This window comes from Gluconobacter cerinus (assembly GCF_025961355.1).
GTDB classification, from domain to species: domain Bacteria; phylum Pseudomonadota; class Alphaproteobacteria; order Acetobacterales; family Acetobacteraceae; genus Gluconobacter; species Gluconobacter cerinus.
Genome location: NZ_JAOQNM010000001.1, coordinates 1,005,230 through 1,025,512 on the forward strand (window position 1 = coordinate 1,005,230; position 20,283 = coordinate 1,025,512).

Consider the following 20,283-nt stretch of genomic DNA (forward strand, 5'->3'; position numbering starts at 1 on the left):
CCGCAAAGGCGGTTTGTCCCGGCAGGTGTGAAAGCGCCGGGACAGTCGTGCCGAGGGGCAGGATCACAGACCGATCCGGTTGAGTGGCTTGCCCGCCATCAGATTCCGCTCGATTTGCTCAAGAGAAACACCGCGGGTTTCAGGCACAAATTTCAGGGTGAGGTAGATGAAGAACGCATTGAACGCCGCGTACATCCAGAAGGTCTGGGCATTCCCGATGGTGTTCAGGAGCGTCAGGAACGTCAGGCCGACGATCATGTTCGTGACCCAGTTCGTGAAGGTGGAGCAACCAATGCCGAAATCACGCCCTTTGATGGGCTGAACTTCCGAGCACAGGATCCACACCAGCGGACCGGCAGAGAACGCAAATCCGACGATGAAGGCCAAGAGCATGATCACTGCGCCATATCGCGCAAGTTCGCTATTACCGGTTCCGAAGTAAAGCAGCGTCCCGACTGAAGCCATGCCGATCGTCATGATAATGAAGCCGGCAATCAGCATGGGGCGACGGCCCCATTTGTCCACGAAGCCAATGGCAATGAACGTCGACAGCACATTTACCAGACCGACAATGGCCGTGCCCCACATGGCTGCGTTATCGCCAAAACCTGCGACTTCGAAGATGCGGGGGGCGTAGTACATCACCACGATGATGCCCGTGAACTGCTGCATGGTCTGAAGCAGGATGCCCAGAAAAACAGAGCGGCGGAAATTGGCGTTGGCCTTGAACAGGCCGTAGCCACCTTCAATCTGCGCAAGCTGCTCTTCAATGTCCGAGATCTCGGCGCGTGCGTCGCCTTCATGGCCACGCAGCTGATGCAGAACCGTAAAGGCTTCGTCCTTACGGCCCCGCAATACGAGCCAACGGGGACTGTCAGGCAGCAGCAGAACGCCAAGCAGAAACACGACGCCTGGAATAGCGACAATGCCGAGCATCCAGCGCCATGACCCGGAATAAGCCAGCAGCGCATCAGAGATGAACGCTACAAAAATCCCGACCGTAATCATGAGCTGGTAAACTGAGATTAGAGACCCACGGTAGTGCTGATGCGCAATCTCGGAGATGTAAAGTGGAGCGGTAAAGCTTGCGATGCCAACAGACACGCCAAGCACCATACGCCCCACAATCAGCAGCGTGACGGACGTTGCCAGCGCGCACAGCAGCGACCCGAGAACAAACAGGACAGCTGAAGACAGCAGCAGGCGCTTCCGGCCAAAGAGATAGGACAGGCGCCCACCGCAGACAGCACCTACCGCCGCACCAACCATCATCGATGAGACGATGCACTCCTTGCCGAAGTCCGTGACGTTGAATTCCAGACCGATGAATTTCAGAGCCCCTGAAATCACACCCAGATCGAGACCAAACATCAGACCCGCAACAGCAGCCAGAATTGCCGTCAGGACACTTTTACCATTCAGAGACACTGGCGGCGGTGGTGCCGAAAGGTCGATGCCACTCATTGCCTTATTCCTTAATTCAGATTCCCATTATGGGAATAGTCTTTCAACGCAGCATGTTCTCAGGTTGTTTATTCAAGTAAAATCAAATAAAAGAGACGAGTTATATTTCTTTTTATTTGAGTTTACATGTTTGGATAGTTCGGTCCATCACCTCCCTGCGGCGTTGTCCAAACGATATTCTGGCTTGGATCTTTGATGTCGCAGGTTTTGCAATGCACACAGTTCTGGAAGTTAATCTGGAGCCGTGGCTGTTCATTCTCTGGACGCAGAACCTCATACACGCCCGCCGGGCAGTAACGCTGGGCAGGCTCAGCGTAGAGCGGCAGGTTCACCTGGATTGGGATGGATGGATCACGGAGTGTCAGATGGCAGGGTTGGCGTTCTTCGTGGTTGGTGAAGGCAAACGCCACATTTGTGGTGCGATCAAAGCTGAGTTGCCCGTCCGGCTTGCGATACTCAATCGGCTTGAAACTGGCAGCCAACCCTGTTGCCGCGGCATCGGACTTTCCATGTCCGAGCGTTCTGAAGGGAGAGTGTCCGGTCAGAGTTGTCATCCACATATCCAGACCACCGAGCGCAACACCGCCCAAGAGGCCAAACCGCTCCCACAGAGGTTTGACGTTACGGACGGCCTTTAAGTCTGTCCCGACAGGGCCGTTTCGCAGTTCTTCCTCATAATCCGTCAGTTCGTCCTGAGCGCGCCCAGCCGCTAACGCAGCGAGGGCCGCATCGGCAGCGGCAATGCCGGAGAAAATGGCGTTATGACTGCCCTTGATGCGCGGAACATTCACAAGTCCGGCGGAACACCCGAGCAGAACGCCGCCAGGGAAAGTCACTTTCGGAATGGACTGCCAACCACCTTCGGATAGCGCACGCGCACCATAAGCCACGCGTTTTCCGCCTTTCAGAAGTTCGGCCACCATCGGATGGTGCTTGAACTCCTGAAACTCACGGTAGGGGTCCAGATACGGGTTTTCATAGCCCAGATGGACGACAAACCCGACGCAGACCTGATTGTTGTCGAGATGGTAGATGAAGGACCCGCCACCCGCCTTGCTGTTCAGCGGCCACCCCATGGTGTGTGTGACCGTACCTTCATGATGTTTGGCGGGATCGATCTCCCAGATTTCCTTGAGGCCCAGTCCGAATTTCTGCGGATCCTTGCCCTCGGAAAGCGCGAAACGATCCATTAGCTGACGAGCCAGTGATCCCCGCGCACCTTCGGCGAAGAACACGTATTTCCCGCGCAGTTCCATACCAGGTTCGTAGGCATCACCCGGCGTTCCATCCGGGTTTTTACCGAACTCGCCAGCCACCACACCCGTAACGCGACCCTGATCGTCATAAACGACTTCGCTTGCCGCCATGCCGGGGAAGATTTCCACTTCCAGACCCTCTGCGACCTGTGCCAGCCAGCGGCAGACATTCCCCAGCGAGACAATGTAATTCCCGTGGTTGTCCATGAGCTTTGGCATCACAACATTCGGCAGGCGGATCTGGCTCTTTTCCGTCAGCAGGAAGAAATTGTCTTCCCTAACCGGCACGTTGATGGGCGCATCCATGGTCCGCCATTCCGGAAGCAGCACATCCAGCGCGCACGGATCAATGACCGCGCCTGACAGGATATGCGCCCCGACTTCAGACCCTTTATCCAGTACGACCACGGAGAGGTCCGGCTCATTCTGTTTGAGCCGGATCGCCGCGGAGAGACCGGCAGGGCCAGCGCCGACGATGACAACGTCATAGTCCATGCTTTCCCGTTCGATCGTAGTCATGGTCTTTCTCCTCCCTGCAGGCTGCCGGGGCCTGTCAGAGTTTTGCCGTCAGTTCGGGAAGGATGGTGAAGAGGTCTCCTACCAGCCCGTAATCCGCGACCTGGAAAATCGGGGCGTCTTCGTCCTTGTTGATGGCGACGATCACCCGGGAATCCTTCATGCCCGCCAGATGCTGGATCGCACCGGAAATGCCGACCGCGATATACAGATCAGGCGCCACGATCTTGCCCGTCTGCCCGACCTGCCAGTCATTCGGCGCGTAGCCTGCATCCACAGCCGCACGGCTGGCGCCGATGGCAGCGTTCAGCTTGTCTGCAAGCTTGGCGATGGTGTCGAAGTTCTCTTTCGATCCGACGCCACGACCACCTGAGACGATATTCTTCGCAGCCGTCAGCTCCGGACGTTCAGATTCAACGGCCTTGTCTTCCACCCAGGACGAGAGACCCGGAGCAGCCGGCACGGAGACATTGTCCACACTGGCTGAGCCACCTTCGCCAACAGCCGAGAAAGCCGCCGTACGAATGGTGAAAACCTTCACCGGATCGGAGGACTGCACCGTCTGGATCGCATTACCGGCATAGACCGGGCGATCGAACGTCTCGGCATCTTTCACGGCCGTCACATCAGACAGGATCATGACATCCAGCAGAGCCGCGACGCGTGGCAGAACATTCTTGGAGAATGCCGTCGAGCCCGCAGCGATATGACTATAGCCCGAGGCCAGAGACACGATGAGGGCCGCGACAGGTTCAGCCAGTTCATGAGCCAGAGACGCATCATCCGCCAGTAGGACCTTGGAGACACCCTCAAGCTTTGCAGCTTCGGCGGCAGCTTCCGCGCCGTTCTGGGTGGCAACGAGAACCGTCACATCGCCCAGCGCTTTGACGGCAGACAGGGCCTTGGCAACGGTATCGGTTACGAGGTGGCCATTGGCCACTTCAGCGAGCAGCAGAACAGACATCAGATCACTCCTGCTTCATTTTTGAGTTTCGAAACCAGCTCATCAACGGAACTGACCTTCACACCAGCCTGACGCTGAGGCGGTTCAGCCGTGCGGATAACCTTCAGACGCGGCGCAATGTCCACGCCGAGGTCAGACGCCTTGCGTTCTTCGAGCGGCTTCTTCTTGGCCTTCATGATGTTGGGCAGCGCGACATAACGCGGCTCGTTCAGACGCAGATCCGACGTGATGATGGCGGGCAGCTTCACGCGGATGGTCTGAAGACCACCATCAACCTCACGGCTGACGGTTGCACTGTCGCCCTCAATCTCGACGGATGATGCGAAGGTGGCCTGGCCCCAGCCCAGCAGGGCGGCAAGCATCTGACCAGTCGCGTTCATGTCATTATCGATGGCCTGTTTGCCTGCGATGACAAGGTTTGGTTTCTCATCCTCAATCACCTTCGCCAGCAGTTTGGCGACGGCGAGAGGCTCGATATCCACATTCACATCCGTCGTGGCTTCGACGAAAATGGCGCGGTCCGCGCCCATGGCGAGCACAGTGCGTAGTGTTTCTTTCGCCTGCGGCACACCGATAGAGACAGCGACCACTTCCGTGGCGATGCCTTTTTCCTTGAGACGGACGGCTTCTTCGATGGCGATTTCGTCAAACGGATTGACCGACATCTTGACGTTCGCAAGCTCGACCCCAGATCCGTCACCCTTTACGCGGATGCGGACGTTGTAATCGACGACACGTTTGACAGGGACGAGGATCTTCATGATGCCCTCCGATGGGTCAGCAGACAGTGCGGAAGCGTTCGACCATCGTGTCCAGCACGTCAGCCGGGTGGCGCTTCCACCAGTTGTTCGCGGAAAAGATTTCCACCTCGCAGAAGCCGGAATACCCGGCGGCTTCCACCTCCCTGCGGATCCCCCGCAGGTCCGCAACGCCGTCCCCCATCATCCCGCGGTCAAGCAAAATGTCGGTTGTGGGAACGAGCCAGTCACAGAGGTGAAAGCCCAGAATGCGGTTTCCCGCACGAGCGAGCTGGCGTGGCAGGTCCGTGTCCCACCACACATGGTAGATATCGATCGCAACGCCCACGCTATCCGACGCCAGAAGGTCGCACAGATCCAGGGCGTCACGGGTGGTCGTGAGGCAGGAGCGGTCTCCGGCATAGGCCGGATGCAGCGGCTCCAAGGCGAGTTTCACGCCACAGGCTTCGGCGTAGGGAATGGCCTTCGCCATCCGGTCCGCCACGATGTCCAGGCTGTGAGCCACGCCCTTCGTGCCGGTTTCCACACCACCGACAACGATGGTCAGAACATCGGTTCCGAGCGCGGCTGTCTGATCGATGGACTGACGGAAATCCGACAGGATCGCCTCTTCGCTCTGAAGCCCCAGCGGACCGACCAGAAAGGGCGTCCGGCACAGGCCGACAACCTGCACCCCGGCCTGACGCGCCCGGTCTCCAATTTCCGCAGCCCGGCCCTCGATCTCCCGCCGCCAGAACACGATCCCGCCAATGCCGCGTTCAGCACAGGCAGCGATCGTCTGTTCCGGTGACCACCCTGCCCCGACACCCTGCACATTATGGCCAAGCGTTGCGGTATTGAGGGCGAGAGCCGAATGATCGTGGCGAAAGTCCCGCATGATCAGGCCCCGTACACCGACAGAAGCGACTTCATGCGGTGCACAGCCAGATCAGGGTTCCGCAACAGGCCGCAGCCATCTGCTAGACGGAAAATCTCCGTGAAATGCTGGAGGGACCGCATGGACTGCGCACCATTCAGCATGACGAAGTGATCCTGAAAGCCATTTAGCCAGGCCAGAAACACCACACCCGTCTTGTAGTACTGCGTCGGGGCCTGAAAGATCACACGAGCGAGTGGAACAGTCGGGTCGAGTGCGTCGTGAAAACCTTTCACGTCCCCCTCGCCAAGCAGTTTCACACCACGCGCCGCCAGCGGTGCAATCGGATCGAAAATGCCGAGAAGTGCGTGGCTGTAGCCCTGCTCGTCACCAGCGATCAGTTCCGGGTAATTGAAGTCATCACCCGTATACATCCGCACGCCCTTTGGCAGGCGGCGGCGCATGATGATTTCCTTCTCCTTGTCGAGAAGGGAAATCTTGATGCCGTCCACCTTCGAGACGTTTTCTTCAATGATGCTCAGGACTGTTTCCAGCGCCTCACTGAAGTCATCCGTGCCCCAGTATCCTGCCAGAGCCGGATCGAAATCCTTGCCCAGCCAGTGCAGAACGACAGGCGCATCACAGGCAGAGAGCACCTCGCGGTAGACCCGCTTATAGTCCTCGGCATTGGACGCCACGCGGACGAGGGCTCGGCTGGCCATCAGAATGACGCGTGCGCCAACCTTCTGGATCGCCTCGACCTGTTCTAGGTACGCCGCCAGTACATGATCGACAGAGCGTGCATCCTTCGGGTCCAGATGGTCTGTCCCCGCACCGTTCACGACCATCGCATCCGGCAGTTCGGCCTTGGTGCGACGGATCAGATCCAGCGCGCCGGGCCAGTCCAGCCCCATGCCGCGCTGGGCCGTATCCATGGCTTCCGCAATGCCGAGGCCCATGCCAACGAGATAGCGACGGAACTCAAGCGTCTTCTTCCAGTCGATCGTTGCGCGGCCGGACGGTGCATTATCCGTGAACGGATCAGCGACGACATGGGCCGCCGAATAAACGATCCGGGCCGGATTAGCCGGAAGGACACTGCGAGGAACAGGAGTACCGATCAGATGGTAATCCATCTTCCGGCCGGTTTCGTCGGGCAGGATGATCTTCATAACCGTTTCTCAGAAGCGCGGCACAAGCATTCCGGCATCCGCCGAAATGACCTGGCCTGTGGTGTAAGGCAGTTTCCCGGTGGCAAGGGCCGCAATGATGCGCCCCATGTCCGAGGGCTCTCCAACACGGGGAAGCAGGGTCAGCCCCTCTTCCGCGCGCTGGCGGTAGTGCTGAATGACGGCAGCCGTCATTTCTGTAGCGATCAGGCCAGGCTGAACGTCATAAACCGCGATATTCTCGATCCCGAGACGCACAGCCAGAGCCTTGGACACCATGGCCGCCGCAGCCTTTGACGCGCAGTATTCAGACCGCTGCACCGCCACAGCCGTCGCGTTCGACGATGTGACGTTGACGATCGAATGGAACGCATCCGCTGACCGCTCCCGGCTCAGAAGGCGCTTTGCGAAAGCCTGTGAGAGAAAAAACACCGCCTTCGCATTGATCGTCAGGCACCGGTCCCAGCTTGCTTCGGACACCTCCAGCAGGTCACCCCGCTGGAGGACGCCGACGCCCGCATTGTTCACCAGCGTCGTCAGCGGGCCGAGTTCGTCTTCGATCCGCGCCAGAACACCCTCATGGGCGCTGATGTCGGAGACATCGAACGGCGCGGCCACAACCTTGACGCCCAGCCCTTCCAGACGGGCCACGGCTGCACGCAGTTCTGCGTCATCAACCGGTCCATTTACCGCTAAAAAAAAGCCTTCTTTAGCGAGCGCTTCCGCCGCGGCGAGGCCGATCCCGCGTGAAGAGCCGGTGACGAGAGCGACCTGTCTCATGTACGGGCGCCCTTCTTGAGCAGTTCACGCGCGATGATCATGCGCTGGATCTGGTTCGTGCCTTCATAGATCTGCGTGATCTTGGCATCGCGATACAGACGCTCAACTTCAAAGCCACGGATGTAGCCAGAGCCACCGAAGACCTGCACAGCATCCGCTGTACGGGCCACAGCCACGTCACCAGCAAAGCATTTTGCCATGGAGCAGGAGCGCGTGGCGTCCTGACCGTTATCGATCTTCACCGCAGCGGAATGAACCAGCAGACGGGCCGCTTCGATGTCCTTGGCCATATCGGCCAGAAGCCACTGAACACCCTGGAATTCGGAGATGTGCTTGCCGAACTGCTTGCGCGTTCCGGCATAATCGACAGCGGCTTCAAGACCAGCCTGTGCGATGCCAACAGCGAGCGCTGCGATGCCGACACGTCCCTTGTCCAGCACGCTCATCATCATGTGAAAGCCACGGTTCATCTCGCCCAGAAGAGCATCCGGGCCGAGGCGCACATCGGAGAAATCAAGCGCACCAACCTGGCTGGCACGCTGACCCATCTTGTGCTCTTTCGGGCCGCGCTCAACGCCTTTGGCATGCAGGTCCACAATGAAAATGGACATGCCACGGTTTCCAGCTTCCTTGTCCGTCCGTGCCAGAACGAACCCGAGATCCGCCACCGGGGCGTTATGGATCCAGATCTTGCCGCCGTTCAGAATCCAACCATCGCCATCACGTTCAACTGTGGTGCGAATGCCGGACACGTCCGTGCCGGCTTCCGGCTCGGTGATGCAATAAGCAACCTTGCGCTTCATGGAGAGAATGTCTGGCAGCAGTTTCTTCTGCTCATCCGTGCCGTGACGCACCAGGAGCGTGGAAATCAGTTCCACCAGGCCACACTGATCGGCGATGCTGGCATAGCCGCGGGACAGTTCTTCCATCACGACGGCATAGGTCAGGGTATCGAAGCCAGGCCCTCCGAGCTCTTCCGGAACAGCAATGCCGAACAGGCCAAGACGGCCCATTTCTTCGTAAATTTCGGCCGGAAAGCGTTCTTCACGGTCGAGGGCCTCAGCAGCAGGGCGGATGACTTCATCCACGAAGGACCGTGTGGTCTCGCGAACCTGCTCCTGCATTTCATTGAGAAACATAACCCGATTCCCTTAATTAGTAACTAACCAGTTAGTTAGTATAATGACTGATCTGTTTTCAAGTCCATTCTGCGTTTTGAAATCAAAAGAACTTGATGTTCATAATACCCAGAATGAATTCGTTCTCGCTAAGGAACAGTTTTTACTTCGCCATCTTTTTCTACCTCAGCAGAATAGCGCGAAAATCATTGACGTTTGTCCCGGTAGGACCTGGCACAAACAGGTCATCCAATGCCTCAAAGGCAGTATAGGCGTCGTTTTCCGTCAACAGGACGGACGGATTGATCCCGCGCGCGCGCAGTCGTCCCATACTTTCGCCATCTGCAAAGGCACCCGCATTGTCCTCAGACCCGTCAATTCCATCTGTATCCGCAGCGAGTGCGGAAACCGGAAGGCCCTCAGCCGCGAGCGCAAACGACAGGAGAAACTCCGTGTTACGACCACCCCGTCCACGTCCACGCAATGTCACGGTTGTTTCTCCCCCCGAGAGGATGACAACCGGCTTCTGGAATGGCTGATTACGAATAATCACTTCACGCGCGATCGCTGCATGGACCTTCCCGACATCCCGGGCTTCCCCTTCAATCGCGTCGGACAGGATGACAGCTGGAATTCCAAGATTCCGGGACGCTGCGGCTGCTGCCTCAAGAGACAGATGAGCCGATGCCACGATACGAACTTCGTTCCCGGCAAATGCCGGATCTTCCGGACGTGGCGCCTGCCCCAGTTCTCCGTCGAGCCATGCCTGCACTTTAGGCGGCAGTGCGAGCTTCCAGGCCTTGGCCATATGCCGCGCGTCTTCGCGTGTTTTCGTATCAGGCACGGTTGGTCCAGAGGCCACCTGTGCCGGATCATCGAACGGCACATCCGAGACTATGAGTGAAACGACTCTCGCCGGGGACGCTGCGGCGGCCAGACGACCGCCCTTAATCCCCGAAAACTGCTTGCGGATGCTGTTCATGACAGAAATCGGCGCGCCAGAAGACAGGAGAACCCGGCTGAGCTCTGCCTCATCTTCCAGCGTGAACCCTTCTGGCGGGCACGGCAGCAAGGCTGACCCACCTCCGCAGATCAGTGCAACGACCAGATCATCCGGACCTAATCCGCGCACCGCCTCAAACAAAGCCGCCGTTGCAGCCAGACCGGCTTGATCCGGAACAGGATGGGAGGCCTCCAGAACGCGGATCTGTTCTGTAGGGTAGCCATAGCCATAACGGGTGACGACAACGCCTTCCAGCGGACCATCCCACACGCGCTCAAAGGCTGCGGCAAGCTGGGCTGCCCCCTTCCCGGCCCCAACCACGACCGTCTTGCCTTTCGGGCGTTCCGGCAGGTTGGCAGCCAGCACGAGGTCTGCATCGGCCGCGGTAATGGCGGCATTGAACAGACCTGTCAGGAAACTGTGATCGTCGACTGTCATCGCTTCTTTCAGACTCCACTCACGGAAAGGACGGCCTGGGGCGTTCAGAGCGTGAGCCCCATCACGGCATCTCTGAACAGAACGGCATCCATTTCCTTCAGTTCAGGAGAAACCTTCAGAGGCGTGGATGCCTGATCGAGCACGTCTTTCTGCAAGTCGATGCCCGGCGCGATTTCCGTGACCGTCAGCTCACCGTTCAGAAGCTTGAGAACACAGCGTTCCGTCACGTAGGTGACGTCCTGCCCTGTTTCGGTGGCTCTGCGCCCTGAGAAGCTGACCTGATCAACCTCTGGCACGATCTTGGAAATCTTGCCTTCCCGATCAATCACGAGCCGGCCGTCCTCAATGTGCATCTTGGCTCCGGCATTGAAATTGCCTGAGAAGATGATGCGCTTGGCCCGTGCCGTAATATCCACAAACCCGCCTGCCCCTGCCGTGCGATGCGGCGTGGCAGCAAGGCGGCTGACATTGACCGACCCATCAGCCCCGATCTCAAGGAAGGACAGTAGGGAGCAGTCAAAACCGCCCGCCTGGAAGTAGCTGAACTGATGAGGAGAGGCGACGAAGGCCTCGGCATTACTCGCGCAACCGAACTTGAAATCCAGCAGTGGAACGCCGCCAACCGGCCCCTGTTCGATGACCCATGTCACGCTACCATGCAGCCCTTCTTCCAGCAGGATGCGCGGCACATTGGCGGAAATACCGAAGCCGATATTGACCGCCCAGCCATCCTTCAGCTCCTGCGCCACACGTCGCGCAATCACCTTGCCCGGATTGAAGTCCGGAATGGCGAAAGACGACAGAGGCCGGAAAATCTCGCCGGAAATTGCAGGATCATAAGGCGTGGCAGTCGTCTGAAGCTGATCCGGGGCTTCCACAACAACGTCCACCAGAATACCCGGCACTTTGACGTCATGCGGCTTCAACGTGCCCTGTTCTGCCACGCGGCGGACCTGCGCGATGACCAGCCCACCGTTGTTATGAGCTGCCAGAGCCATTTCCATGGCACCAAGGGTTGCGCCTTCCTGCTCGAATGTCAGATTGCCATTTTCGTCCGCTGTCGAGGCGCGAATGATCGCAACGTCCGGCTTGAGCGCCGGGAAATACAGCCAGTCTTCGCCCTCGAAGTCCATGTGACGCACGATGGGATTGGAGCGTGCGGTCTCATTCATCGCACCGCCTTCCCGCTTCGGGTCCACGAATGTATCGAGACCAACTTTCGTCAACACGCCAGGACGCAGAGCCGCACCTTCGCGCAGCATGTCGAAGATAACGCCAGATGGGAGGTTATAAGCGGCGACGTCCTCGGCCAGAATGCGCTGCCAGATAAGCGGTGGCTCAGCATTGCTGGGACCGGACGGGTAAGACCCGCCGATGATCTTTTTGATCATGCCAGGCTGGGCGATATGATCCACGCCCTTGGTCCCAAACATGTCACCCGTCGCGATCGGATGGATCGTCGTCAGGTTCTTCGGGGCCGCTTCCTTTTCAAAACGTTCCCCGAGCGCCTTCAGAACGTCGTCGGGGCACAGGAGCCCGGACGATGCGTTAATCGCAATGGTGGAACCATCCTTGATAAGACTGACGGCTTCCGCTGCGGTTCTGGTCTTGGTCATTGCCTTTGATCCACTATAACTATCTTGTTAGTTACTTATGATCTTGTAAAAATCGCGATGCATGAGGCGCCGCTTGAGAAGGTTATCGTTCTCAAGCATTCCCTAGAATAAAGTCCGCCGCTCGCTCACCAATCATGACCGTTGCCGCATTGGTGTTGGACCCAAGCAATGATGGCATGACCGAGCTATCGCAAATCCGGATACCCTCCAGGCCATGCACATGCAGGCGTGGATCAACAACGGCCATCTCGTCCCTGCCCATTTTGCACGTGCAGGTCGGATGATAGGATGTGCGCCCCTGCTGACGGGCATAATCCTCATATGCCTTGAGCGTACGGCCGCCGCCTTCTGGCAGGCAGACCTTGCTGATGTATTTTTGAAGCGAGTGGCTGCCGAACATTTCATAGCTCAGGCGAACGCCCTCTGCCGTTGTCCGCAGATCGTCCGGGTGCCCCAGAAAATTCGGATCCACAATCGGTGCTTCCCGGGGGTCGGACGAACGCAACGTGACAGACCCACGCGCTTTTGGACGGAGCGTATAGCTGTTGAGCGTGATGCCAGACGTCCCTTTCGGAACAGACGCCACACCCGCTTCCGCACCCGCACCCGCCAGGAAGTGGAACTGAAGATCCGGGCAGCTTGCAGCCGGATCGCCGTACCAGAAAGCTCCGCCTTCCACGACGTTCGACGCCACTGGACCACTTCTGAACAGCGAATATTGCAGGCCAGCCCACATCATCCACTTGTACTGGTTGTACTTGTCGAAACTGTCATGGCCTTTCAGCTCAGCAACGATATCGACACCAAAGTGATCCTGTAGATTCTGACCCACACCCGGCAGATCATGAACAACGGGAATACCGTGCTCTTTGAGATGCGCAGCCGGACCAACGCCAGACAGCATCATCAGCTTCGGCGTACCGATTGCACCGGACGTGACCAGCACTTCCTGCTCAGCACGCGCAGTGTGCATCTGCTTGTCCGCAATGTACTGCACGCCGACTGCGCGCTTCCCCTCGAAGACAACCTTCAGAACCATCGCACCAGTAATAACCGTCAGGTTCTTACGCTTCAGAGCGGGACGCAGATATCCAACGGCCGTAGAGCAGCGCCGGTTATTGCGCACCGTCAGCTGGTAAATACCAGCGCCCTGCTGAACTGGACCGTTAAAGTCAGGGTTATACGGAATTCCGATTTCCTGGCAGCTCTGTACGAAGGCGCGGCTGACAGGGTTCGGGCAATCCAGGTTCGACACGCCGAGTGGACCATCCGTTCCGTGCCATGATCCGGCAAGAATGGAATTTCCCTCAGAGCGGATGAAGTACTTCTGGATGTTTTTGAAGCCCCAGCCGTCAGCTCCCTCCTGCTCCCACCTGTCGAAATCAGATGGATGGCCACGCGTGAAGACTTCGGCATTGATGGATGAACCACCACCGAGAACACGCGCCTGCACATAAGGAATCTGGCGGTTATTGGCGTGCTTCTGCGGTGTGGTGACAAGCCCCCATGTCAGGGGACCCGTCGTCATTTTCGCAAAGCCAACCGGCATGTGAATGAGCGGATTGGTGTCACGCTTGCCTGCTTCGATCAGGCAGACGCGCACCGCCGGGTTTCGGGAGAGACGGGCGGCAAGAACACATCCTGCCGAGCCGCCACCAACGATAACGTAATCGAAACCAGTCATCATTATGCGATCCAGTGCGTCCGTTTGCCGAGATCTACGTGAACGGATTTGATCTGGGTGTATTCTTCCACCCCATACATACCCGCTTCACGACCCCAGCCAGACTGCTTGAAACCACCCAGCGGCATTTCAGGGCCGCCAGCCATGATCGTGTTGACCCAGAAGCGCCCGGCCTGAACCTTACGCGTCACCTTCAGGGCCTTGCTGATGTCCTTCGTCCAGACAGACGCGGCCAGACCATAAACCGTGTCATTGGCCAGCGAGATTGCTTCTTCCAAGGTGCTAAACCGGAAGACGGACAGCACCGGACCAAAGATCTCGTCCGTCGCAATGGACATATCCGGCTTCACATTCGTGAAGAGCGTTGGCGCAATGTACTGTCCACGACCCAGATCGACCTTGTTACCGCCACACAGAACGCGCGCGCCTTCGGCCTTCCCCTTCTCGATATAGTCGAGAATGGTTTTGTTCTGAGCATCCGTCGTAATGGCGCCAATCTGCGTTTCCGGGTCAAACGGGTCGCCCACGCGGATCTTTTCCATCTTGGCGACAACAAGCTTTTCAAACTTATCAGCCACAGACTCTTCAACGATCAGACGGCTGGACGAGACGCAGCATTGCCCGGTGTTGAAGCTGATCCCAAAGGCCACCGCATCGGCCGCATCTTCCAGATCGCTGTCCGCAAAGACGACAATCGGGTTCTTGCCACCAAGCTCTAGGCCAAGCTTCTTGAGGTTGCTGTCTGCGGACGCATGGATACAGGACCGGCCAACACCCGTGGAACCAGTGAAGGACAGCATATCCACATCCGGATGCTGCGTCAGAGCCTGACCGACACTCTTTCCAGTGCCTGTCACGACGTTATAGACGCCCTTTGGCAGGCCGGCTTCCGTCAGAATATCGGCAAGCATCAACGTGGTGGCGCTGGTGACTTCCGCTGGCTTCACGACGACCGTGCAGCCTGATGCCAGAATGAACGGCACGCGCTCACACAGGATCATGAACGGGAAGTTCCAAGGCGTGATGAGGCCAACAACACCCACCGGCTCGCGCAGAACCATTCCGAACAGGCTTTCGCCCAGATTGTTGAAGCTGTCGCCGTGCAGAAGGCGCGCGGCACCGGCAGCCATCTCGAAACAGGAAATACAGTTGTCGATCTCGGCCTTGGCCTGAGAAATCGGCTTGCCGTTCTCCAGCACTTCCCAGAAAGCGATGTCATCGCGACGCTGCTTCAGAAGCTCAGCCGTTTTCAGCAGGATCGCACTGCGTTCTGAGCTTGCCAGACCAGCCCATGTGCCATTCTCAAATGCACGACGCGCGGCGGCCACCGCATCATTCAGATCGTCTTCCGTGCAACGTGCAATTCGCGTGACAATAACATCATGACTGGGAGACTTGCGCTCGAACATCTCACGTCCGTGGCGCCACTCACCATCGATGAAAAACCCAAAGTCACGAGCCACTCCGGATGGAGCCAGTTTCTGTGCCATCTTGTTCATTGACGGCTTCTCCCTGTCTTTGTTGACGAGCACTCAATGACGCATCGTCGTTTCAGATTGTCCCGTGAGCAGACGGTCGGCGCACCAGGATTGTTTAACGGTCAAGATACTGTTGAACCGCCTGTTGTGAGCGGTGCGCTGGAAAAGGATTTATCTCTTACCCAGGCATCGGTTTGAAAATATTACCCTCCACAAGAAAGCCGCCCCTTCGAAAATGTTTCCGAAAAAACCGCCACCGCGGAATATTTTTCTCAATCCTGCCCCCTGGTTTCGCCCCTCCACAATGGAGAGATCAAAGCGCCTTTCGCACCATCTGGTTACTTTGGTAGCGCAGAATGAAAAATCTCATAAATCACGTTATAGTGATAAGTAAATCTCTTTTATATGTTATTTTTTATGTGATGTTTTGACGTCTGCGCGTTTCCGGCCATAAAGCGGGAACTTCAGGCCCGGCTCCAGCAAAAAGCGAGATTTCCCGTTGAGTGCACAGTCCCCAGACACACAGTCGCCCCGCCCTCGAATCCGCGACGCAGAAGCTACAAAAAGCCGGATTCTCGAGGCCGCAAAAAAAGAGTTTGCAAAAAACGGTCTTGAAGGGGCCCGCGTTGACGCAATCGCGCTAGAAGCCAATGCCAATAAGCGCATGATTTATCACTATTTTGAAAGCAAAGAGAAACTCTTCCAGACAGTTCTGGAAAATGCGTATTTTGATATTCGCGAATCTGAGAAAAAGCTGGATCTGGATAGTTTAGATCCCAGAGAAGCCCTTGAACGACTCGTTCGTTTTACCTGGAACTATTACATCCGGAACCCTGAATTTATTTCACTGGTGAATAGCGAAAATCTGGCACAGGCCCGACATTTAAAGTCTTCAGAAACCGTCAAGATTGTCAGCAGACGCTTCGTCGGACTCGTTGACACGATTTTAAAGCGCGGTGTGGCGCAAGGACTCTTCCGAAAGGGCGTTGACCCGGTCCAGCTCAATATCACTATAGCAGCCGTCAGCTACTATTACTTCACCAACCAATACACAGGATCGATCATATTCGAACGGGAACTGATGTCCGAGGCTGCTCAGGCAGAACGCATCCGCTTTAACATCGAGACAATTTTGAGAATTGTTTCTCTGTGAGCCTTAGCCCTAAAATTCACTGAGCGAGAAAACGCGTTTTCTGGGCCAGTTAAGCCTAAGAATTTTAATTGAGCATCATATTTCAAGAAGAAAAGACTGGTGCTGCTGGACAGGATTGAACTGTCGACCTCTCCCTTACCAAGGGAGTGCTCTACCACTGAGCTACAGCAGCAGTACCGGTGCCTTGGCGCGCTTCGTATCTCTTCAGCGCGCCAAGTGCAACCCCCTTAATCGTCGCGATGTACCTTTTCCATGCGCTCGTGACGTTCCTGAGCGTCAATAGAAAGCGTAGCAATCGGACGTGCTTCCAGGCGCTTCAGACCAATAGGCTCGCCGGTTTCCTCACAGAAACCGTAGCTTCCGTCTTCAATCCGGAGCAGTGCCATATTGATTTTGGCAATAAGCTTACGCGCACGGTCACGGGTTCTCAGCTCGAAAGCACGATCCGTTTCGACGCTTGCACGGTCTGTAATGTCAGATTCATGAATCCCGCCTTCTGAGAGACTGGCGAGTGTGCCGTCAGCCTCTTTCAGCAGGTCCGCACGCCAGCGCAGAAGCTTCTGCCTGAAGTACTCCACCTGGAGGGGGTTCATGAATTCTTCTTCGTCGGAAGGGGTATAATCCGGCGGTAGCGTAATCATGCGCATCCAATCCCAGCTAATCCGCCAACGTCCGATCGATAGCCGCGGGCGATAACGCGCGGCTTATAGCCATCACAGATCATTTCGCCAACCCCGTAGATCTTTATTCCATATCTCCTTCAACCGCAGAATTCCGCGCCCGTGTTAGGTGTTTCTTTACGATACCGCGTCATCCTGAGTGTCAAAGGGTCTTTGTTACAGTTTAACCCGTCAGGATTTCACTGAACTTTCATGTCTGTCCTCTTCAGCTCTCATCCAATTTTTCGGCGCCTAACCGCTATTTTCTGCGCTTTTATCCTGTGCATCCCGTCTCTGACGCTGGCTGCCACCGTCCGCATCAAGGACATCACGGACATGGAAGGCGTCAGAACCAACCAATTGATTGGCTATGGCCTCGTGGTGGGTCTCAACGGCACAGGGGACCGGCTGACAAATTCCATTTTTACCCGAGAGACTCTGATTTCCATGCTCAACCGGCTCGGTGTCAACATTCGGGATCAGGAGACACAGTTACAGACTCATGACGTCGCAGCGGTCATGGTCACGGCGGACCTACCGGCGTTTGCCCATGGCGGAAATCGGATTGACGTCACGGTCTCTGCCGCTGGGGATTCCTCATCGCTCACAGGGGGAACACTCCTCGTTACCCCTCTCATGGCAGCTGATGGCGAAGTTTACGCCGTCGCGCAGGGTAGCCTGGCGACAAATGCCTTCAGTGCCCGCGGTGCTGCTGCTTCCGTGACCCGCAACGTTCCGACCAGTGGCCATATCGCAAATGGTGCAGTTGTAGAGCGTGAGGTTCCGTTCGATCTCAGTCACCGCAAGAATCTGCATCTCAGCCTACGGAACCCTGATCTGACGACAGCAAGCCGAATGGCAGCCGTTATCAACCGCACAATAGGTCCCATCGCTGTTGTCGAGGATCCTCGAACAGTCCTGCTGGACCTCAGTACCCGTGACCCGGTCCCCACGCTGTCTCGCATTGGAGACCTGCTGGTGACGCCCGACAACCCAGCCAAGGTTATCGTGGACGAAGCCAGCGGAACAATCATCATGGGCGCTGACGTCCGTATCAGCACAGTGGCGGTTGCGCAGGGCAATCTGACCGTTCAGATCACGGAAACCCCACAGGTTTCTCAGCCTGGGCCGTTTTCAAACGGCCAGACCGCTGTTGTCCCTCGTACCAATGTCAAAGTTGATACTGGCAAGAATAACCATTTAGCCGTTCTTCCGGGTGGAACGACTTTACGGGAACTGGTGTCGGGCCTGAATGCACTCGGCGTTGGCCCTCGTGACATGATCAGTATTCTGCAGGCTATCAAAGCAGATGGAGCCCTGCAGGCAGAGCTGGAGATGCGCTGATGACCGTCTCAGATCTACCGTCGTTATCACAGGGCTATGCCCTGCATGACAATGCCCCCGATGCTGCCAAGACCCTCAAGGCAGCGAGGGATTTTGAATCCATGACCATCAACCAGATGCTTCAACCCATGTTCCAATCCAGCGATGACAGTCAGAATATGTTCAGTGGAGGAGCAGGAGAGCAGCAATTTCGTCCCATGCTGGTCGAGCAGATTGCGAAGCAGATGGAAAATAACGGCGGCCTGGGCATGACAGACGCCATCAATCGGCAAATGCTGGCTATGCAGGAACAGAAATGATGACCACGTCCATCATTACAGCAATGGAAGAGCTCATTGCGATTCTGGCACTTGAAAACAATGCTCTGTCAGAAGCACGACTTCCTGACGCTTTGAAGCTTATCCCTCAGAAGCAGGCTGCCGCGACGAAACTGGAGACGGCAATCGCAACCGCCTCTGAAAAGGATGCCTGCGCCTTTACTGGCACACCTCTCCTCCCCGAGCACAGTAGTCTCCTGGAAAAAATGATTACGCTGGGTAAGCGTAATGGCGAGTTACTCCAGCACGCAATTTCCTCGCAGAAACGCGTCATAGAGCTCCTGACCACTTTTCCATCGTCAGAAATGGTGCAGAGCTACGGGCATAAGGGGGCTTACGCCCATGAAGAGGGAAAACGTCAGGCACTGTTTGTGAGCCGCGCCTGATCGAGACTGGAATCAGTCTTCCGCCAGGACCTGCCGACTAACCTTGACCTTGGCAACACGACGACGATCCATTTCGAGCACTTCGAAAAGCCATCCTTCGAAAGCAACCTTATCGCCTCTGGCCGGAACACGGCGCAACAGGGCCAGTATCACTCCACCCAAGGTATGATAGCTGCCACCCCCTGGGAGCTCGGGTAAATCAAGACGCGAGCGCAGTTCGTCAGCAGGCATGAAACCCTCAAACAGGTATTCATCTCCCCCCTCAGCGGCCTGAAGCTCGAAGGAATTGGCTTCGGTTTTCTCTTCGCCGACGATGGCCTCGAAAACGTCAGACGGCGTCACGATACCTTCGAAAGAGCCGTATTCGTCCAGAACGAAAGTTATGCCGATATTTACCCCGCGCAGGCGTTCAATCATGTCCTGCGCGCTCAAACTGTCAGGAATGACAGGTGGTTCGCGCAATGCTGCCTCAATAGACACCGGCATTCCCAACAACAAACGATCCATGATGTCTTTGGCCAGAATGACACCAACCGGATGATCGACGTCTCCCTCACACACCACGATACGCGCATAGGATGACTGCCTAAGCTTGCGCACGAGCGTTTCCTGATCAGCGTGCCGATCCACCCAGAACAGCTCATTACGAGGTGTCATGATGGCACGGACGGGACGGTCAGCCAGCCGGAGCAGGCGTTCGATCATGGCCTGTTCGTCCGTTTCCAGAACGCCCGCGCGTGCGCCTTCAGCCAGAACCGCTCGGAGTTCTTCCTCCGTCACAGCGGCACGGGTCAGAGGTCCGACACGAAGCAGGCGCAGCACAAGCGATGACGTGCCGCTCAGAAGCCACACGACAGGCTGAGCGACGCGGGCAACGACCACCAGAAGCCAGGATAGCCGAGACGCGATGATCTCAGGCTGCTGCAAGGCAATCTGTTTGGGAACCAGTTCACCAAATACCAGCATCGCAAAAGTTATGATCGCAACGACCAGAACAATCGAGAGCTCACCCGCAAAGGGGTGCAGAGCGGGAACGGTTGCTATCCAGTCCCGGATGTTGGCTTCAATCTGGCTTCCACCAAACGTACCTTCCAGAATCGAAACCAGCGTCATGCCGATCTGAACGGTAGGAAGAAACGCATGCGGGTCTTCCGCAAGGCGGAGTGCTGCGGGCGCGCCCCGGAAACCCTGCTTTGCAAGGACTTCCAGCCGGGGGCGCTTGGCTGAAATAAGTGCCAGCTCTCCCATGGCAAAAACAGCGTTCAGAAGAATAAGCAGGCAAATAACAAAGATCGGGGTCAACATGGTCCGGCCGGAGTAATGA

General features: G+C 56.8%; 19 protein-coding genes and 1 tRNA gene. 5 read left to right on the forward strand and 15 right to left on the reverse strand.

All coding sequences use genetic code 11. The features are described from left to right. Window positions 1–63 precede the first annotated feature (63 nt). The 12 genes from M2305_RS04660 to M2305_RS04715 all read right to left on the reverse strand — a co-directional run bounded on the left by M2305_RS04660 (window position 64) and on the right by M2305_RS04715 (window position 15,121). A complete protein-coding gene (locus M2305_RS04660) occupies window positions 64–1,464 on the reverse strand; it encodes a sugar porter family MFS transporter (RefSeq protein ID WP_099210947.1) in 1,401 nt (466 codons plus the stop codon). A 122-nt stretch (window positions 1,465–1,586) separates the two neighbouring features. Further along, window positions 1,587–3,239, reverse strand: a complete 1,653-nt coding sequence (locus M2305_RS04665; protein WP_264648704.1) for an electron transfer flavoprotein-ubiquinone oxidoreductase — start codon at window positions 3,237–3,239, stop codon at window positions 1,587–1,589. A 34-nt stretch (window positions 3,240–3,273) separates the two neighbouring features. Continuing rightward, the gene (locus M2305_RS04670) at window positions 3,274–4,200 is read right to left on the reverse strand and encodes an electron transfer flavoprotein subunit alpha/FixB family protein (RefSeq protein ID WP_264648705.1); all 927 of its coding nucleotides are present in this window, start codon (window positions 4,198–4,200) and stop codon (window positions 3,274–3,276) included. Continuing rightward, window positions 4,200–4,961, reverse strand: coding sequence for an electron transfer flavoprotein subunit beta/FixA family protein (locus M2305_RS04675; protein WP_203548268.1), 762 nt, complete (start codon window positions 4,959–4,961; stop codon window positions 4,200–4,202). The genes M2305_RS04670 and M2305_RS04675 overlap by 1 nt, the downstream gene beginning before the upstream one ends. A gap of 16 nt (window positions 4,962–4,977) precedes the next feature. Next, entirely contained in the window at window positions 4,978–5,835 is an 858-nt protein-coding gene (locus M2305_RS04680; RefSeq protein ID WP_264648706.1) for a sugar phosphate isomerase/epimerase family protein, read from the reverse strand. A 2-nt stretch (window positions 5,836–5,837) separates the two neighbouring features. Further along, window positions 5,838–6,986 carry a dihydrodipicolinate synthase family protein gene (locus M2305_RS04685; RefSeq protein WP_264648707.1) on the reverse strand — a complete coding sequence of 383 codons (1,149 nt, stop codon included), beginning with the start codon at window positions 6,984–6,986 and terminating at the stop codon, window positions 5,838–5,840. Window positions 6,987–6,995: 9 nt separating this feature from the next. Continuing rightward, entirely contained in the window at window positions 6,996–7,763 is a 768-nt protein-coding gene (locus tag M2305_RS04690) for a 3-ketoacyl-ACP reductase (RefSeq protein WP_264648708.1), read from the reverse strand. Continuing rightward, window positions 7,760–8,902 carry an acyl-CoA dehydrogenase family protein gene (locus M2305_RS04695; RefSeq protein ID WP_046900154.1) on the reverse strand — a complete coding sequence of 381 codons (1,143 nt, stop codon included), beginning with the start codon at window positions 8,900–8,902 and terminating at the stop codon, window positions 7,760–7,762. Before M2305_RS04695 ends, M2305_RS04690 begins: the two co-directional genes overlap by 4 nt. A gap of 160 nt (window positions 8,903–9,062) precedes the next feature. After that, window positions 9,063–10,322, reverse strand: coding sequence for a glycerate kinase type-2 family protein (locus M2305_RS04700; protein WP_211516293.1), 1,260 nt, complete (start codon window positions 10,320–10,322; stop codon window positions 9,063–9,065). Between the two features lie 44 nt (window positions 10,323–10,366). Next, window positions 10,367–11,938 (reverse strand): acyl CoA:acetate/3-ketoacid CoA transferase, encoded by a 1,572-nt coding sequence (locus M2305_RS04705; RefSeq protein WP_099210963.1) that lies wholly within the window; start codon window positions 11,936–11,938, stop codon window positions 10,367–10,369. Window positions 11,939–12,029: 91 nt separating this feature from the next. Further along, window positions 12,030–13,622, reverse strand: a complete 1,593-nt coding sequence (locus M2305_RS04710; protein WP_083956318.1) for a GMC family oxidoreductase — start codon at window positions 13,620–13,622, stop codon at window positions 12,030–12,032. A 2-nt stretch (window positions 13,623–13,624) separates the two neighbouring features. Continuing rightward, window positions 13,625–15,121: an aldehyde dehydrogenase family protein gene (locus M2305_RS04715; protein WP_064273575.1), complete on the reverse strand. Its 1,497-nt coding sequence runs from the start codon at window positions 15,119–15,121 to the stop codon at window positions 13,625–13,627. Window positions 15,122–15,157: 36 nt separating this feature from the next. On the opposite strand from M2305_RS04715, the gene M2305_RS04720 reads away from it, so the two are divergent. Then, window positions 15,158–15,298 carry a hypothetical protein gene (locus M2305_RS04720; protein ID WP_211495841.1) on the forward strand — a complete coding sequence of 47 codons (141 nt, stop codon included), beginning with the start codon at window positions 15,158–15,160 and terminating at the stop codon, window positions 15,296–15,298. A 301-nt stretch (window positions 15,299–15,599) separates the two neighbouring features. Then, entirely contained in the window at window positions 15,600–16,253 is a 654-nt protein-coding gene (locus M2305_RS04725) for a TetR/AcrR family transcriptional regulator (protein WP_264648709.1), read from the forward strand. Window positions 16,254–16,350: 97 nt separating this feature from the next. Here the strand turns inward: M2305_RS04725 and M2305_RS04730 are convergent. Both M2305_RS04730 and dksA read right to left on the reverse strand, forming a co-directional pair. Beyond that, window positions 16,351–16,425 (reverse strand) — tRNA-Thr (locus tag M2305_RS04730). 55 nt (window positions 16,426–16,480) lie between these two features. Next, on the reverse strand, window positions 16,481–16,894 hold the full coding sequence (gene dksA / locus M2305_RS04735) for an RNA polymerase-binding protein DksA (protein ID WP_046900902.1): 414 nt from the start codon (window positions 16,892–16,894) through the stop codon (window positions 16,481–16,483). 231 nt (window positions 16,895–17,125) lie between these two features. On the opposite strand from dksA, the gene M2305_RS04740 reads away from it, so the two are divergent. From M2305_RS04740 to M2305_RS04750, 3 genes are read left to right on the forward strand one after another with little or no spacing between them, the layout of a single operon-like run. Continuing rightward, complete coding sequence (locus M2305_RS04740) at window positions 17,126–18,256, forward strand: flagellar basal body P-ring protein FlgI (protein ID WP_264648710.1); 1,131 nt, start codon at window positions 17,126–17,128, stop codon at window positions 18,254–18,256. After that, window positions 18,256–18,555 carry a rod-binding protein gene (locus M2305_RS04745; RefSeq protein ID WP_086634242.1) on the forward strand — a complete coding sequence of 100 codons (300 nt, stop codon included), beginning with the start codon at window positions 18,256–18,258 and terminating at the stop codon, window positions 18,553–18,555. The genes M2305_RS04740 and M2305_RS04745 overlap by 1 nt, the downstream gene beginning before the upstream one ends. Next, a complete protein-coding gene (locus tag M2305_RS04750; RefSeq protein ID WP_233126204.1) occupies window positions 18,552–18,959 on the forward strand; it encodes a flagellar protein FlgN in 408 nt (135 codons plus the stop codon). The genes M2305_RS04745 and M2305_RS04750 overlap by 4 nt, the downstream gene beginning before the upstream one ends. 12 nt (window positions 18,960–18,971) lie before the next feature. On the opposite strand, the gene M2305_RS04755 is transcribed toward M2305_RS04750, so the two are convergent. Further along, a complete protein-coding gene (locus M2305_RS04755) occupies window positions 18,972–20,264 on the reverse strand; it encodes a hemolysin family protein (protein WP_064273570.1) in 1,293 nt (430 codons plus the stop codon). Between the last annotated feature and the right edge of the window lie 19 nt (window positions 20,265–20,283).

What these genes read in the sequence shown, in the direction of transcription:
- M2305_RS04660 (WP_099210947.1), bottom strand. Translation starts at nt 1,464, where the DNA reads ATGAGTGGCATCGACCTTTCGGCACCACCGCCGCCAGTGTCTCTGAAT.
- M2305_RS04665 (WP_264648704.1), bottom strand. Translation starts at nt 3,239, where the DNA reads ATGACTACGATCGAACGGGAAAGCATGGACTATGACGTTGTCATCGTC.
- M2305_RS04670 (WP_264648705.1), bottom strand. Translation starts at nt 4,200, where the DNA reads ATGTCTGTTCTGCTGCTCGCTGAAGTGGCCAATGGCCACCTCGTAACC.
- M2305_RS04675 (WP_203548268.1), bottom strand. Translation starts at nt 4,961, where the DNA reads ATGAAGATCCTCGTCCCTGTCAAACGTGTCGTCGATTACAACGTCCGC.
- M2305_RS04680 (WP_264648706.1), bottom strand. Translation starts at nt 5,835, where the DNA reads ATGCGGGACTTTCGCCACGATCATTCGGCTCTCGCCCTCAATACCGCA.
- M2305_RS04685 (WP_264648707.1), bottom strand. Translation starts at nt 6,986, where the DNA reads ATGAAGATCATCCTGCCCGACGAAACCGGCCGGAAGATGGATTACCAT.
- M2305_RS04690 (WP_264648708.1), bottom strand. Translation starts at nt 7,763, where the DNA reads ATGAGACAGGTCGCTCTCGTCACCGGCTCTTCACGCGGGATCGGCCTC.
- M2305_RS04695 (WP_046900154.1), bottom strand. Translation starts at nt 8,902, where the DNA reads ATGTTTCTCAATGAAATGCAGGAGCAGGTTCGCGAGACCACACGGTCC.
- M2305_RS04700 (WP_211516293.1), bottom strand. Translation starts at nt 10,322, where the DNA reads ATGACAGTCGACGATCACAGTTTCCTGACAGGTCTGTTCAATGCCGCC.
- M2305_RS04705 (WP_099210963.1), bottom strand. Translation starts at nt 11,938, where the DNA reads ATGACCAAGACCAGAACCGCAGCGGAAGCCGTCAGTCTTATCAAGGAT.
- M2305_RS04710 (WP_083956318.1), bottom strand. Translation starts at nt 13,622, where the DNA reads ATGACTGGTTTCGATTACGTTATCGTTGGTGGCGGCTCGGCAGGATGT.
- M2305_RS04715 (WP_064273575.1), bottom strand. Translation starts at nt 15,121, where the DNA reads ATGAACAAGATGGCACAGAAACTGGCTCCATCCGGAGTGGCTCGTGAC.
- M2305_RS04720 (WP_211495841.1), top strand. Translation starts at nt 15,158, where the DNA reads ATGACGCATCGTCGTTTCAGATTGTCCCGTGAGCAGACGGTCGGCGCA.
- dksA (WP_046900902.1), bottom strand. Translation starts at nt 16,894, where the DNA reads ATGATTACGCTACCGCCGGATTATACCCCTTCCGACGAAGAAGAATTC.
- M2305_RS04740 (WP_264648710.1), top strand. Translation starts at nt 17,126, where the DNA reads ATGTCTGTCCTCTTCAGCTCTCATCCAATTTTTCGGCGCCTAACCGCT.
- M2305_RS04745 (WP_086634242.1), top strand. Translation starts at nt 18,256, where the DNA reads ATGACCGTCTCAGATCTACCGTCGTTATCACAGGGCTATGCCCTGCAT.
- M2305_RS04750 (WP_233126204.1), top strand. Translation starts at nt 18,552, where the DNA reads ATGATGACCACGTCCATCATTACAGCAATGGAAGAGCTCATTGCGATT.
- M2305_RS04755 (WP_064273570.1), bottom strand. Translation starts at nt 20,264, where the DNA reads ATGTTGACCCCGATCTTTGTTATTTGCCTGCTTATTCTTCTGAACGCT.